The organism is Streptomyces sp. HSG2 (genome assembly GCF_016598575.1).
GTDB lineage: Bacteria > Actinomycetota > Actinomycetes > Streptomycetales > Streptomycetaceae > Streptomyces.
The window spans coordinates 1316428-1332285 of the sequence record NZ_CP066801.1; the positions used below are offsets into that span (position 1 = coordinate 1316428).

Below are 15858 nucleotides of genomic sequence, written 5' to 3' on the forward strand. Positions count from 1 at the left end.
CCGTCGGTCGGCCACTCGTGGCCCGTCCGCGCCAGGTCGTTCCCCGAGCCGCGGGAGGCTGAAGGTGTCCAGCGCAGCCGAGCGGGAGGCGGTGGCCGGCGGCCCCGTGGACGACCCTCCGTTCCCCACCGACGTCCACCGGGTGCCCCGTGCCGCGGCGCGATGCTCCCGGCCCGTGTGGCCTGGGGCGCCCGTGCCGCTGGGGGCGCGCTTCCGCGCCGGGCCGGACGGCAGGTCGGGCACCAACTTCGCCCTGTGGGCGGGCGGCGCCGAGGGTGTCGAGCTGTGTCTCTTCGACGACGAGGGCGAGGGAGGCGGGGAACGCCGTGTGCGCCTGACGGAGCTGACCCACGAGATCTGGCACGGATTCGTGCCCGGGGTGATGCCCGGGCGGCGCTACGGCTACCGGGTGCACGGGCGATGGGACCCGTGGACCGGAGCCCGCTGGAACCCGGCGAAGCTGCTGCTCGACCCCTACGCCCGAGCCGTGGACGGGGAGTTCCTGCTGCCGGGCGAGGTGTACGGGCACGTGCGGGACTGGCCGGACCAGCGGGTCGCCGACACGGTACGGGACGAGCGGGACTCCGCGCCGTACGTGCCCAAGGGCGTCGTCGTGCACGACGACGACGACTGGGCGGACGACAGACGGCCCAAGACCCCGTGGGCGGATTCGGTCATCTACGAGTTGCACGTGCGCGGCTTCACCCGTCTCCACCCGGGAGTCCCCCGCGAGCTGCGCGGCACCTTCGCCGGGCTCGCCCACCCCGCTGCCGTCGAACACCTGGTGCGGCTGGGCGTGACGGCCGTGGAGCTGCTCCCGGTGCACCAGTTCGCGCACGAGGACCACCTGCTTCGCCGGGGTCTGCGCAACCACTGGGGCTACAACTCCGTCGGCTACTTCGCCCCACACGCCGGCTACGCCGCGACCGGCACCCGGGGCGAGCAGGTGGGCGAGTTCAAGCGGATGGTGCGGGCGCTTCACGCGGCGGGCATCGAGGTGATCCTCGACGTCGTCTACAACCACACCGCCGAGGCCGGGGAGCTGGGGCCGACACTGTCGTTGAAGGGCATCGACAACCGCGGCTACTACCGCCTCCAGTCGGACCCGCGCCGATACGCCGACTACACCGGCTGCGGCAACACCCTCCACGTCGTCCAGCCACAGGTCCTGCGTCTGATCACCGACTCGCTGCGCTACTGGGTGACCGAGATGGGCGTGGACGGCTTCCGCTTCGACCTGGCGGCGGCTCTGGCACGGTCCATGCACGACGTGGACATGCTGTCGCCGTTCCTGGCGGTGATCGCGCAGGACCCGGTGCTGCGCCGGGTCAAGCTGATCGCGGAACCGTGGGACATCGGCTCCGGCGGCTATCGGGTGGGCGCCTTCCCCCCGCTGTGGACGGAGTGGAACGACCGCTACCGCGACGCCGTGAGGGACTTCTGGCGCCACGCCCTCCCGGACGTCCGGGAGATGGGCTACCGCCTCTCCGGCTCCAGCGACCTCTACGCCTGGGGTGGACGCAGGCCGTACGCGTCCGTCAACTTCGTCACCGCCCACGACGGCTTCACCCTGCGCGACCTGGTGAGCTACGCGCACAAGCACAACGAGGCCAACGGCGAGGGCAACCGGGACGGCACCGACGACAACAGGTCCTGGAACTGCGGAACGGAGGGCGAGACCGACGACGAGCGGATACGCGCGCTGCGCCGGCGCCAACTACGCAACCTGCTGACGACGTTGCTGCTGTCGGCCGGGGTGCCGATGCTGGTCGCCGGCGACGAACTGGGACGCAGCCAACGCGGCAACAACAACGCCTACTGCCAGGACAACGAGATCGGCTGGGTGGACTGGAGCCTGCTCGACGATCCGGGGTGGCGGGCCCTGTGCGACCTGACGGCCCGCCTGATCCGGCTCCGGCACGCGCATCCGGTGCTCCGTCGCCGCGCCTTCTTCTCCGGCCGCGCTCACGCCGAGGACGGGCTCCGCGACCTCGCTTGGTTCACCCCCCGGGGCACGGAGATGACGGAGCGGGACTGGTACGCACCCGCCGCCACTCTCGGCATGTACCTGTCCGGACGGGACATCCCGGGTCGCAACCGGCGGGGCGAGCGCGTCGTCGACGACAGCTTCCTGGCGGTCCTGCACGCGGGCGACCGCCCGGTCGGCTTCGCTCTCCCCGGACCACCCTGGGCGCGACACTACGAGGTGCTGGTGGACACCGACCGCGAAGACCAGAGCGCCGCACCGAGGGAGAAGCACCAAGCCGGGGCCGTCGTCACCGTCCCGCCCCGGACCGCGCTGCTGCTGAAGGCCCTCTGAGGGGACCCGACGCGCCGCAGGCGGGAATCGGGTCGCCCGCTCCTCGATCCGCCGACCGCGGGGCGGCGCGGACCCGGGGCGAGCGAAACTCGGTGGGAAGTGTCGGCGGTCTTCCGTAGGGTCCAAGCCGATGACCACGCCACCCGAATCCCCGCCGCCCGCCTCGGCCCCGACCGACCGGGACGGCACCGTGCGGACACTGCTGCGGTTGTGGCCCTACGTGCGTCCGGTCCGTGCTCGGCTGACGGCAGCGGCGCTGATCGCCGTGGTGGCGTCCTGCACAGGGCTGGTCATCCCCCTCGTCCTGAAGTGGTTGGTCGACGGACCGGTCACCGACGGCGACCCGGGCGGGGTCTGGTGGGGCGCGTTCCTCGTCCTGATCCTCGGCATCGCCGAGGCGCTGCTCTTCGGGGTGCGACGATGGCTGGTGGCCCGCCCGCTGTCGCGGGTGGAGGCGAACCTTCGCGCGGATCTCTACGGGCGTCTCCAGCGCCTGCCGGTCGCGTTCCACGACCGCTGGCCCTCCGGTCAGTTGCTGTCACGCGGGACGACCGATCTGATGCTCCTCCGCATGTTCCTGGCCTTTCCACTGACGTTCCTCCTCGTGAACGGGGTCACCATCGCCGTCGGCATGGCGATCATGCTGGCGCAGGACTGGGCGTTGGGACTCCTCGTCCTCGGGCCCACGGTGCCGCTGATCGCGCTGTGCGTGGTCTTCGAGAGGCGGTACGCGACGGTGGCGCGACGCGCCCAGGACCAGGTCGGCGACCTGACGACGGTGGTCGAGGAGAGCGTCCTCGGGATCAGGATCATCAAGGGCTTCGGCCGGCACCGCAGCCAGGCGCGCGCCTTCCGGGAGCTCTCCCGGACCCTGCGCGGGACCGAACTGCGCAAGGCACGACTCCTGGCCGGGCTCCTCGCCGTCGTCGTGGCGCTGCCGGAGACGGCGATCGGCGCCGCGCTCGTGCTCGGCGTCGTCCGGGTGGCGGACGGAGAGTTGTCCGCCGGGACGCTGGTGGCGTTCCTGTCGACGGCGCTCGCGCTGCTGTGGCCGGTCGAATCCCTCGGTTTCCTGGTGGCGATGAGCCAGGAGGCCGCCGCGGCGACGGCACGGTACTTCGAGGTGATGGACGTCGCACCGGAGTCCGATACGGCCGGGCCACGCTCGTCCGCCAGGACCACGCACCTCGCCCGTCCGACCTCCGCACCGGACGGTGGGGGCGCCGAGTCGCTCCGGCCCGCCCCCCGGGGCGGCCTGCGGTTCGAGGACGTCACCTTCCGCTACCCCGACGCCCCGCCGGGCTCCCCTCCCGTTCTCGACCGCGTGACCCTGCACATCCGTCCCGGCGAGTCCCTGGCCCTGGTGGGGGCCACGGGCAGTGGCAAGACGACGCTCACGGCGCTGATCCCCCGGCTGCACGAGGTGACGTCCGGCCGGATCACCCTGGACGGCGTGGACGTGTCCGCCCTGCCCCGCTCGGAGTTGCGCGCCCGGGTGGCCGTGGCATTCGAGGAGGCCACCCTGTTCTCCACGAGCGTCGGGGACAACATCCTGATGGGGACCGCAGGCGGGCCGACCGACCGGGCGGCGCTGGATCGCGCCCTGTCCGTCGCACAGGCCGACTTCGCCCATAGGCTGCCCGAGGGCACCGCCACCCAGGTCGGCGAACAGGGCCTCAGCCTCTCCGGCGGGCAGCGACAACGACTCGCGCTGGCCCGTGCCGTCGTCGGCGAGCCGGACTTCCTCGTCCTGGACGACCCGTTGTCCGCCTTGGACGTGCACACGGAGGCGGCCGTCGAGGCCGCGCTCCGGCGGGTGCTGGCGGGCACCACGGCCCTGATCGTGGCCCACCGCCCTTCCACGGTCCTGCTGGCCGACCGTGTCGCGCTCCTGGCCGGCGGCCGGATCACCGCGGTCGGCACCCATCAAGAGCTGCTCCGAGACAACGGCGAGTACGCCCGACTCATGTCGGGACGTCAGGAGGAAGGACCTTGACCGTGTCCACGGCCGCTCCCGTCGAGCCCCCGAGGCCGGATCCCCCCGCGAAGCCGCCAGGCGACCCGTTCGACCAGGACCTCCTGCCCTCGCCGCCCGGAGCGACGGCGGCCCTGCTGCGTTCTCTGTTGGCACCTCTGCGGGTCCGCGTCGCCGCCGCCGCGGTGCTCCTCCTCCTGCAACAGGCGGCCGTGCAGGCCGGCCCGCTGCTCGTCGCCTACGCCATCGATCGGGCCGTGCCGGCCCTGCGCGAAGGCCACCAGGGGCCGTTGACCGCGGTGGCCGTCGGATACCTGCTCTGCGCGCTGGCGGGCGGCGCGCTGCAGTACGCGTTCGTCACGATCTCCGCCCGGGTCAACCAGGACGCGCTCCTGGATCTGCGGGGTCGCATCTTCCGGCACGCCCAGGCGCTCAGCGTGGACTTCCACGAGCGCTACACCTCCGGTCGGCTGATCTCCCGTTCGACCACGGACGTGGAGTCGCTGCGCGAACTCCTCGACGACGGGCTCCAGGAACTCGTCACGGTGGTGCTGTCGGTCCTCTACATCGCGGCCCTGCTGCTCTGGTTGGATCTCGGGCTCGGGGCGATCGCGGTGGCCTCCTTCGTCCCCCTGTACGCACACGTGCGCGGCTACCAGCGGCGCGCGCGACGGGTGTACCGCGAGCGTTCCACGGCGATGGCCGCGGTGATCGTCAAGTTCGTGGAGACCATGAACGGCATCCGGCCCGTTCGCGTCTTCCGTCGGGAGACCGCCAACGACGCGGAGTTCGACGGGCTCAACCGACGGCACGAGCGGACCAACGGCGACGCCCTTCTGGAGATGGCCCGCTACGTGGTCGGGTCCCGGCTTCTCGCCAACACGACGGTGGCCGCGGTCGTGCTGTGGGGCGCGTATCGGGTGGCGGACGACACTCTCGCCCTCGGCGTGCTGGCCGCCTCGGTGCTCTACCTGCGCCGGCTCTACGACCCGATCGACCGACTCGGCATGTTCCTGAACTCGGCGCAATCGGCCGGAGCCTCCCTGGAGAAGATCGCCGGCCTGCTCGCCCAGGCTCCGTCGCTGCCGGAACCACAGGCTCCGGTGTCCCTGCCCGCCCGAGCGTCGGAGCGCCCCGGGCGCTCCGCGAAGTTCGAGTCGGTGAGCTTCGGCTACCGGACGGGCGGAGAGATCCTGCCACCCTTCGACCTGGCCATCCCGGCCGGGCAGACCGTCGCCGTGGTCGGCTCGACGGGAGCCGGGAAATCGACCCTGGCCAAGCTTCTGGCCAGGTTCCACGACCCGTCACGGGGGCGGGTGTCGCTGGACGGCGTGGACCTGCGCGAGTTGTCCGTGTCGGAGCTGCGGCGCGGAGTGGTGATGGTGACGCAGGAGGCGTTCCTGTTCTCCGGGACGGTCGCCGACAACATCGCGATCGGCAGGCCGGACGCGACCCGCGAAGAGATCGAGCGCGCCGCCAAGGACATCGGCGCCCACGACTTCATCCAGGCGCTCCCGGACGGGTACGACACGGACGTGCGCAAGCGGGGAGGGCGGATCTCGGCAGGCCAACGGCAGTTGGTGGCGTTCGCCCGAGCACTGCTGGCCGATCCCGCCGTGCTGATCCTGGACGAGGCCACCAGTTCCCTGGACATCCCCGGGGAGAGAGCGGTCCAGCGGGCCATGACGACGGTACTGGCGGGCCGCACCGCGATGGTCGTCGCGCACCGCCTGTCCACGGTCGAGATCGCCGACCGCGTCCTGGTGATGGAGGGGGGACGGATCGTGGAGGACGGTCGCCCCGAGGAACTGATCGCGGGGACGGGCAGGTTCGCCGACCTGCACAGGGCGTGGCGGGACAGCCTCGTCTGAGCGGGTCGACTCCGTCGACACGAAACATCCGGATCCGGCCACATCGACACAGGAGTCCGATGACGACACCGTCGCGCGCGTCTCCGCTGCCGAGGCGGTCCTCCTTCGCAGGGGAACGCCTCACCGACGCATGACAGGGCCCGTCGTGGACAGCGGGGCGACGGGACGGACACCGCGACCGGTCCCTTGAACCGACGCGGCCGGCGCTCACGGCACCCGGATTCCGGCGTCTCCTCAGGGCCCCTGCCAACGATCAAGGTAGTCTGCATCGACCATGGAGGACGACGCGTGATCGACACACAGGCGGATCCTGGCATCCCCGATCGGCGGAGCGGGCCGCGCTACCTGGGGTGGTTGGTACGCGAGCAACTCGGGCGCTCGCTGGTGGGGGCGCTGATCTCCAGTGTGTGGACGGCGCTGCTGGCGGTGGCGCCCTACCTGATGTCCCGCGCGATCGACGACGGTCTCGTCACCGGTGACCTCGGGGCGCTCTCCCTCTGGGTGGGGGCGTTGCTGGCCGCCGGCCTGGCCGGCGCCGGGCTGGGTGTGATGCGGCACCGCATCATGACCCGGGTCCGCATGGACGCCAACTTCCGCACGGTGAAGGTGGTCGTCGGGCACGCCGTCCGCCTCGGCGCCGCACTGCGGCGGCGGGTGAGCGCCGGGGAGGTCGTCACCATCGGCGTGGGCGACGTGGCCACGATCGGCGCCTCGCTGACGGTGGTGGGCCCGGGCACCGGTGCCGTCGTCGCGTATCTGGTCGTGGCGGCCCTGCTCATTCCCCTCTCGGGACAGCTGGCCGCGCTGGTGCTGCTCGGACTTCCCCTGATCGGCCTGGTCGTTGGCCCCCTGCTGGGCAGACTGCTCGGTTCGGAGACGGAGTACCGAGAGCGGCAGAGCAAGCTGACCGCCCGGATCGGGGACATCGCGGCCGGATTGCGGGTACTCAACGGCCTGGGAGGCAAGGGCATCGTGGCCGACGCCTTCCGCCGGGACTCGGGCCGCCTCCGGGAGCAGGGCTACCGGGTCGGTTCGACGACCAGCTGGGTGCAGGCGCTCGGTGTCGGGGCACCGGCGCTGTTCGTGGCGGTCGTCAGCTGGCTGGCCGCCCGTCAGGCGGCCGGCGGGGCCATCACCGTGGGGGAACTTGTCGCCGTGTACGGGTACGTGGCCGTCCTGGTGGGTCCGGTGTCCTTCCTGATCGAGACCGGGTACATGCTCAGTCGGGGGCTGGTCGCGGCACGTCGGGTCGTCGCCTTCCTCGGAATCGAACCCGAACCCGACCGAGGACGGCTGGACGCCCCGACCGGGCCGGCCGAGCTGCACGACCCCACCTCCGGCGTGCGGATACCTCCGGGCCGGTTCACGGCGCTCGCCGGATCACGTTCCGCGGACGCCGTCGCCGTGGTGGACCGGCTGGGACGCTACGCCCCTTCGGAGGCGACCTGGGGCGGGGTCCGCCTGGACGAGGTTCCGCTCGCGCGTGTCCGGGAGCGTGTGCTGGTCGCCGACGCCGACGCCGACATCTTCGCCGGCACCTTCCACGAGGTCCTCGACAGCGCCTTCGCCGGCATCGGCCGCCAGGACGCGCCCCCCTGGGACGCGGGCGTTCGCCCGGTCGCGGGGAAGCACGAGGGCGCGGAGAACCCGGTGGACGTGCCGGCCGGGGCCCAGGACGCCGTCAAACCCGGGACGCCACCGGCTTCCCATCGGACACGGGCCGTCCACGCAGCGGCGGCCGACGACATCGTGCGCGGTCTCCCGGACGGGCCGGACTCCGCCGTGGACGCGGGGGGAGGAAACCTCTCGGGCGGTCAACGACAGCGGCTGCGCCTGGCGCGAGCCCTGGCGGCGGACCCGGAGGTCCTGCTGGCGGTCGAGCCCACGTCGGCACTCGACGCCCACACCGAGGCCACGGTGGCCAGGCGGCTGCGGGAGATCCGCACGGGGCGGACGACCGTGGTCACCACCACCTCTCCGCTGGTACTCGATCGAGCGGATTCGGTGCACTACCTGGTCGACGGCAGGGTCGCGGCCACTGGCACCCACCGGGAGCTGCTGACGACCGAGCCCGGATATCGCGCGCTGATCGAACGGGAAGGGACCGACAGGACCGAGGAGGGCGTGTCTTGACGACGGATCGACTGCCGGTGGCGGGGCCGAGCCAGGTGCGGCGAGCCGCCGCCGGGCTGGTGCGGGCGGAGCGGGGCCCTTTCGCCGGGCTGCTGACGTGGAGCGCGCTCGCCGCGGCGGCGGGTCTGGCGGGGCCCTGGCTGCTGGGCCGAATCGTGGACGAGGTGCGCGCCGGGGGTGGCGTCGACACCGTCGACCGTTTGGCGTCGGCGATCCTGGTGTGCACGGTGGCACAGACGCTGCTCGTCCGTCGCGCGCGGTGGGTGGCGCACCGCTTCGGCGAGCGGACGCTGGCCCGGGTGCGGGAGCGCTTCGTCGACCGGGCCCTCGCGCTGCCCGCCTCGGTGGTGGAGCGCTGCGGTACGGGGGATCTGACGGCACGGGGCACGGGGGACGTCGCCGCCGTCGCCGTCACGCTGCGCGACGCGGGGCCGGACCTGCTGGTCAACGGGGTGCAGTTGCTGTTCCTCGTGGGTGCCGTGCTGCTTGTGGACCCGATGCTCGGCCTCGTCGGCCTGCTGGTGTTGGCGCCGGTGTGGGTGGCGTTGCGTTGGTACCTGCGCCGGGCACGGGACGGCTACCTCGCCGAGGGCGCGGCGGGATCGGACGTGGCGGAGGCATTGGCGTCGACGGTGGCGGGCGCGCGGACGGTGGAGGCGTTCGGTCTGCGGGAGCGGCGGGTCGCGGTGAGTCGCGGGGCGTTGGAGACCGCCCGCCGCGCCCGCCTCCACACCCTGTATCTGCGTACGGTGTTCTTTCTGGCCATCGGGGTCTGCGAGGTGATGCCGGTCGGGGGCGTGCTGGTGGTCGGCGGGTTGCTCCAAGGGCGCGGCGGGCCGTCCCTGGGCGCGGTGGTGGCGGCGGCGCTGTACTTCCAGCAGTTGAGGACCCCGCTGGGGGAGATCCTGGTTCGGGTCGAGGAGATCCAGTCCGGTTCGGCCGCGTTCGCCAGGGTGGAGGGACTGGCGGGGACGCCACGCGCGGAGACGGACCGCCCCGACGCCGTCCCCACGCACGACCGGTTCGACGTGACCGGCGCGCGCTACGCCTACGAGCGGGGCGGCGAGGTGCTCCGGGGGGTCGATCTCACGGTGCGGCCTGGCGAGCGCCTGGCGGTGGTGGGGCCGTCCGGTGCCGGCAAGACCACGCTGAGCAGACTGCTCGCGGGGGTGGACGCCCCCACCGCGGGCTCGGTGACGGTGGGCGGTGTGCCCGTGGCGGATCTGTCGCCGGAGCGGCTGCGGCGCCAGGTCGTGCTCGTCACCCAGGAGCACCACGTATTCCTCGGGACGGTTCGGGACAATCTGCTGATCGCCGATCCTTCGGCGACCGACGAGCGGCTCTGGGCGGCCTTGGCCGCGGTGGGCGCCGACTCCTGGGTGCGGTCGCTGCCCGGCGGTCTCGACGCCGAGCCGAGCCGGGGGGCCGAGGGACCGGACGGCTCCATGGCCCAGCAACTGGCCTTGGCCCGGGTGGTGCTGGCGGATCCGCACACGGTCGTCCTCGACGAGGCGACCGCGCTGCTGGACCCGGCGACGGCCCGGAACACCGAGCGGGCCCTCGCGGCCGTGCTGAAGGGACGCACGGTGATAGCGGTCGCCCACCGGCTGCACACGGCGCACGAGGCGGACCGGGTGGCGGTCATGACGGAGGGGCGGCTGGCGGAGCTGGGTTCGCACGAGGAGCTGGTCGCGGCCGACGGGGCGTACGCCGCGCTGTGGCGTTCCTGGCACGGGGAGCCTCCTGTCACCGCAGGCCACCACAGGTCCGTATAGCGGACGTGAACTCCTGGACAACGGACTCTTTCCGGCCAACATGATGACGCGCCCCTGACAATCGCAGCCCTTCTTTGCCACGCTTCCCTTGGCCGCTTCACCGCCACCCCACCGTGACACGCCGTGCCGCGGCCCCGCTCCCGTTCGTGTTCTGCGTAACGCCCCGTACCGCCCGCGGCCATCCGCCGCAGGCCTCCCCGGTCGCGCACCCCGCGACCACGCAGAAGGAGTCAGCGTTGAGCAGCAGTTCTCCCCACAGACGCACCCCCCACACTCCGGGACGTCGTTCTCGCCGCCCCCGCACCGCGGCCGTCGCCCTGGCCGGCGTCGCCGCCCTGATCGCGGCGGCCGTGCAGACCGGCACGGCGACCGCGGCCCCCTCGGCCGCCCCCGTCCCCGGCGCGGCGCCCGCCGACCTCACCCCGGCGGAGCGCACCGAACTCGTCCGCGAGGCGGACGCCGCCACCGCGGACACCGCCGAGGACCTCGGCCTGGCGGCCGAGGAGCGGCTCGTCGTCCGTGACGTGACCAAGGACCGAGACGGCACGCTGCACACCCGCTACGAGCGCACCGTCAGCGGGCTGCCTGTACTCGGCGGCGATCTCGTCGTCGCCACCTCCGCCGATGGTCGGACGGAGAGCGTCGTCAAGGCCAGTCCCAACCCGGTGCGCCCGGCCACCACCACCCCGAAGATCACCGCGGCCAAGGCCGAGCGACAGGCCGTGTCCGCCGCCGAGGACGCGGGTGCGGAGCAGGCCGCGCCCGAGGGCTCGCCGCGCAAGGTCGTCTGGGCGGCCGAGGGCGAGGCGATCCTGGCCTACGAGACGGTCGTCGGCGGGTTCCAGGAGGACGGCACGCCGAACGAGCTGCACGTCGTCACCGACGCCGCGAGCGGCGAGAAGCTGTACGAGTACCAGGCGGTGCACAACGGCACCGGCCACACCGTCTACAGCGGCACCGTCGACCTGACGTCCACCCGATCCGGCTCGACGTACACGCTGACCGACGGCGATCGGGGCGACCACCGGACGTACAACCTCAACCGGGGCACCTCGGGGACCGGCACGCTGTTCTCCGGCAGCGACGACGTCTGGGGCGACGGCACCACCTCCAACCTGGAGTCCGCGGGCGCCGACGCCCACTACGGCGCCGCGTTGACCTGGGACTACTACAAGGACGTACACGGCCGCGACGGCATCCGCGGCGACGGGGTGGGCGCCTACTCCCGCGTCCACTACGGCAACGCCTACGTCAACGCGTTCTGGTCCGACAGCTGCTTCTGCATGACCTACGGAGACGGGCGCGGCAACGCCAACCCCCTCACCTCGATCGACGTGGCCGCGCACGAGATGACGCACGGTCTGACCTCCAACACCGCCAACCTCCGCTACAGCGGCGAGTCCGGCGGACTGAACGAGGCGACCAGCGACATCTTCGGCGCCACCGTCGAGTTCTACGCGGACAACGCCGAGGACGTGGGCGACTACTTCGTCGGCGAGGAGATCGACATCCGCGGCAACGGCACCCCGCTGCGCTACATGGACAAGCCCAGCAAGGACGGTGCCTCCAAGGACTACTGGTACTCCGGCATCGGCTCGATCGACGTGCACTACTCCTCCGGGCCCGCCAACCACTTCTTCTACCTGCTGAGCGAGGGAAGTGGCACCAAGACCATCAACGGTGTCACCTACGACTCGCCCACCTCGGACGGGCTGCCGGTGACCGGCATCGGACGGGACAAGGCGGAGCAGATCTGGTTCAAGGCGCTGACCACACAGTTCACCTCCACCACCAACTACGCGGGCGCCCGCACCGGCACCCTCGCGGTGGCCGGTGACCTGTACGGCACCGACAGCGCGGAGTACAAGGCCGTGCAGGACGCGTGGGCCGGCGTCAACGTCGGCGACCGCTCGGACGGCGGCGGCACCGGCGGCGACTCCTACGAGAGCACCACCGACGTGGCGATCCCGGACAACGGCGCCGCGGTCACCTCCGCGCTCACCGTCTCCGACCGCGCGGGCAACGCCCCGAGCGACCTGCGGGTGACGGTGGACATCGTGCACACATGGCGCGGTGACCTCCAGATCGACCTGCTGGCCCCGGACGGGACCGCGTACCGGTTGAAGGACACCGACTCCTCCGACTCGGCGGACGACGTCAACGAGACCTACACGGTCGACGCCTCCTCCGAGACCGCCAACGGCACATGGCGGCTCCAGGTACAGGACCGAGCCGACTGGGACACCGGCCACATCAGCGGATTCAAGCTGACGTTCCCGTAGGACACGTCGAGGAACCCGCGCGCCGGGCGGCCCTGGGGACACCGGATCCCCGTGGGCCGCCCTACGCTTGGGCCATGTCTTCGAGGGACTTCACCTACGACGCCGTCGGCGCGACCCGGGAGCCGGGCGCCTGCCCGCCGGGATTCCGCCCACTGCACGTCCGGACCCGGATCGGGGAAGGCGAGGCGGTCTTCCGCCGGGCGGCCGAGGCGGTGGCGACCTGGGAGATGCACCGCGCCCTGGGGCTCACCTTCGACACGGAAGCCGCGCGCGCCGCCCCCGGTGTCGAGGTCACCATCGCGGTCGCCGGACTGCTCCGAGCACCCTGCCGGGTGGTGTGGACCGTCGAGGAACACCGCCTGGCGGGCTGGGCCTACGGCACACTGAGCGGCCATCCGGAGAGCGGCGAGGAAGCCTTCGTGGTCGACCGCACGGGCGACGGCACCGTCTGGCTCACCGTCTCCGGGTTCAGTCGCCCCACGACCTGGTACGCCAAGGCGGGCGGGGCGGCGACCCGCGGTCTTCAGCACGCCTACGCCCGCCGATGCGGCACCGTCCTGCGCCGCATCGCCTCCGACAGCGCGGACGACTGACCCGCCGTTCGCCTCACGGGGCTCGGACCGGGGACGCGCCCACCCAGGCTCCGCGGGCGCGCGTCGCACGCGCCTCGCCGTCCGGGCGGCGGCCCGGCGCACGCGAGGGAGGAAACAGGCCAGGGGACCGACGCGGCACGCCGCGCCCCCTCCAAGCGAGCACTCCACCGGTGTCGACGGCGGCCCGAGGCGCCCCGGTGCGCGGTTCCCCCGTCGCCGACCGCCGGGGCGAAGCGCCGGCACGTCGCCCCGAGACCCTGCCCACCTGGTCGAATGCCGTTCGACACGTTCCGTCCCCGGGGTGCGGTCGAGGGCGCACGGAGACGGGACGGCCGCCCCGGTCCTCCCCCTCGCGGTCTTCGTGCCCCGGGCGCGAAGCCGACGGGCGAGTCACGCCGAGGGACGGGCCGGCGCCCGCGGAACACGGGGCGCCGGACTGGTCGGCCCCCTCGCCCCTCCCCCAGCCCCGCCCCGCCGGGCGAGAAATCCCAGGTGACGAGGGTGAGCCCTCGGCCGCCGAGCCTTCTGCCCCACAGGCTGGGACGCACCGCGCTCCCCCGTCCGACCGACGCGCGCGGCGGGAGCCCGTGCCCGGGAAACCGAGGCGCACACGGCCGGAGTTGCCTGTGGACATTCGCGCGAGGGTCGACGAGGTTCCGGGTTGCCCCCACAAACGGACCGCCGGTCCCGCGGCCCATCGGCCCGGCGGAACCGCCCACACGGTCGACCATCCGACCCCGGACGCGGACAGGAGCGCCCATGCCCGCCTCGTACCAGCCGTCGACGACCCCCGACGAGTTCCCGACGCCTCCAGGCCCCACGCTGCCCGGCACGACGGTCGGGCGTGTGGTGGTGGTGGATGTGGCTCCGGTGGTGTTGGGGGGGCGGCGGCCGGCGAAGGCGGTGGTGGGGGAGGACTTCGAGGTGTCGGCGACGGTGTTTCGGGAGGGTCCGGACGTGGTCGGGGCGGGGGTGGTGTTGACCGATCCGGAGGGTCGGCCGGGTCGGTGGGTTGCGATGCGGGAGGTGGGGGCGGGCTCGGACCGGTTCTCGGCCGGGGTGTCGGCCGGGGTGGTGGGGGACTGGTCGTTTCGGGTGGAGGGGTGGAGTGATCCGGTGGCGTCGTGGTGGCGGTCGGCCGGGGCGCGGTTGGGGGCGTGTCCGGGGGAGGCGTGGTTGGTGTGGGAGGAGGGGGCGCGGTTGTTGGAGCGGGCGGCGGTGGGGGTGCCGGAGGGGGAGGGGCGGGGGCGGGTGCGGGCGGTGGCGGAGGCGTTGCGTGCGAGGGCGGGGGGCGGTGCCGGGGATGGGGGTGGGGTGGGTGGGTGTCTGGAGGCGGTGGAGGAGTTGTTGGTGGGGGTGTTGGGGTCGTATCCGTTGCGGGAGTTGGTGTCGTGTTCGGAGTCGTTGCCGTTGCGGGTGGAGCGGGAGCGGGCGTTGTACGGGGCGTGGTACGAGTTCTTCCCTCGTTCGGAGGGGACGCGGGGTGTGCGCACGGGACGTTGCGTTCGGCGCGTCGGCGTCTGCCGTGGATCGCGCGGATGGGTTTCGACGTGGTGTATCTGCCGCCGATTCATCCGATCGGGCTCACGTGTCGCAAGGGGCGGGGGAACGCGTTGACGGCGGGCGAGGGGGACGTGGGGGTGCCCTGGGCGGTGGGGGGCCTCGAGGGCGGGCACGACGCGGTGCACCCGTCGTTGGGAACTCTGGAGGACTTCGAGGGTTTCGTGGCGTGTGCCGAGAAGTTGGGGTTGGAGGTGGCGTTGGACTTCGCGTTGCAGTGTTCGCCGGACCATCCCTGGGTTCGTCAGCGCCCGGGGTGGTTTCGCAGGCGGGTGGACGGGTCGGTGGCGTTCGCGGAGAATCCGCCGAAGCGGTACGAGGACATTTTTCCGTTGGATTTCGATGCGGATCCGGAAGGGATCGTGGCGGAGTCCTTGCGAGTTCTGCGGTTTTGGATGGCCCGGGGGGTGCGGATCTTTCGGGTGGACAATCCGCATACCAAACCGGTGGTGTTCTGGGAGCGGGTACTGGAGGGGATCCGTCGGACGGATCCCGATGTGGTGTTTCTTGCGGAGGCGTTCACGCGGCCGGCGATGATGCGGATTCTGGCGCAGATCGGTTTTCAGCAGTCGTACACATATTTCACCTGGCGTGACAGCAAGGCGGAGTTGACCGAGTACGCGACGGAGTTGGCTCGCGACAGTGCACACTATCTGCGGCCGAACTTTTTCGCCAACACTCCCGACATTCTTTCGTCGTACTTGCAGCGCGGTGGTCGGCATGCCTTCGAGGTGCGGGCGGTGTTGGCGGCGACATTGTCGCCGAGTTGGGGAATCTACAGTGGTTTCGAACTGTGTGAGAACATTCCCGCCGGGCCGGATTCCGAGGAGTATCTGGACTCGGAGAAGTATCGACTCGTCGCTCGTGATTGGGAGGCCGCCCGTGAGGGGCGGGACATCGTCGACTTGATCGCCCGGTTGAACGCGCTGCGTCGGGCGCATCCGGCTCTGCGTCACCTGCGCAACCTGCGTTTCCATCACACCGACAACGACCGGATCATCGCCTACAGCAAGCGCCGCGGCGACGACACCGTTCTCGTGGTGGTCAACCTCGACCCCCACCACGCCCAGGAGGCCACCCTCGCGCTGGACCTGCCCGCTCTCGGCCTGCCCCACCCCCACCCCCAGCCCGGGCATCGGGAGGCCGGGGCGCCGCACGAGGCGACGTCGGCGAGGGGCTTCACCGTCCACGACCGGCTGACCGAGCAGACCTTCCACTGGCACGGCGACGACTACGTCCGCCTCGACCCGGAGCACACCCCCGCCCACATCCTCCACATCCCCCCACCCACCGACCACGACCACGGCCACGACCACGGCCTCACCGGCCGCCACGACGCCCGGGACGTC

Annotated in this window: 7 protein-coding genes and 1 pseudogene; all 8 read left to right on the plus strand. The window is 72.2% G+C overall.

Going from position 1 to position 15858, the window contains the following annotated elements:
• The first annotated feature begins 142 nt into the window (after positions 1 to 142).
• Positions 143 to 2320 carry a glycogen debranching protein GlgX gene (gene glgX, locus JEK78_RS05250; RefSeq protein ID WP_242483363.1) on the plus strand — a complete coding sequence of 726 codons (2178 nt, stop codon included), beginning with the start codon at positions 143 to 145 and terminating at the stop codon, positions 2318 to 2320.
• Between the two features lie 130 nt (positions 2321 to 2450).
• Positions 2451 to 4316 carry an ABC transporter ATP-binding protein gene (locus tag JEK78_RS05255; RefSeq protein WP_200262939.1) on the plus strand — a complete coding sequence of 622 codons (1866 nt, stop codon included), beginning with the start codon at positions 2451 to 2453 and terminating at the stop codon, positions 4314 to 4316.
• A gap of 2 nt (positions 4317 to 4318) precedes the next feature.
• Positions 4319 to 6166 carry an ABC transporter ATP-binding protein gene (locus JEK78_RS05260; protein ID WP_242483364.1) on the plus strand — a complete coding sequence of 616 codons (1848 nt, stop codon included), beginning with the start codon at positions 4319 to 4321 and terminating at the stop codon, positions 6164 to 6166.
• Positions 6167 to 6454: 288 nt separating this feature from the next.
• The gene (locus JEK78_RS05265) at positions 6455 to 8299 is read left to right on the plus strand and encodes an ABC transporter ATP-binding protein (protein WP_200262941.1); all 1845 of its coding nucleotides are present in this window, start codon (positions 6455 to 6457) and stop codon (positions 8297 to 8299) included.
• Positions 8296 to 10074 carry an ABC transporter ATP-binding protein gene (locus JEK78_RS05270; RefSeq protein ID WP_200262942.1) on the plus strand — a complete coding sequence of 593 codons (1779 nt, stop codon included), beginning with the start codon at positions 8296 to 8298 and terminating at the stop codon, positions 10072 to 10074. Before JEK78_RS05265 ends, JEK78_RS05270 begins: the two co-directional genes overlap by 4 nt.
• Before the next feature lie 236 nt (positions 10075 to 10310).
• Complete coding sequence (locus JEK78_RS05275; RefSeq protein WP_200262943.1) at positions 10311 to 12356, plus strand: M4 family metallopeptidase; 2046 nt, start codon at positions 10311 to 10313, stop codon at positions 12354 to 12356.
• A 74-nt stretch (positions 12357 to 12430) separates the two neighbouring features.
• Positions 12431 to 12949: a DUF1990 domain-containing protein gene (locus tag JEK78_RS05280; protein WP_200262944.1), complete on the plus strand. Its 519-nt coding sequence runs from the start codon at positions 12431 to 12433 to the stop codon at positions 12947 to 12949.
• Between the two features lie 759 nt (positions 12950 to 13708).
• Positions 13709 to 15795, plus strand: a pseudogene (locus JEK78_RS05285) (alpha-1,4-glucan--maltose-1-phosphate maltosyltransferase); the annotation flags it as partial.
• Between the last annotated feature and the right edge of the window lie 63 nt (positions 15796 to 15858).

Coding starts and splice junctions, on each gene's coding strand:
- JEK78_RS05255 (WP_200262939.1), top strand. CDS start 2,451: ATGACCACGCCACCCGAATCCCCGCCGCCCGCCTCGGCCCCGACCGAC.
- JEK78_RS05280 (WP_200262944.1), top strand. CDS start 12,431: ATGTCTTCGAGGGACTTCACCTACGACGCCGTCGGCGCGACCCGGGAG.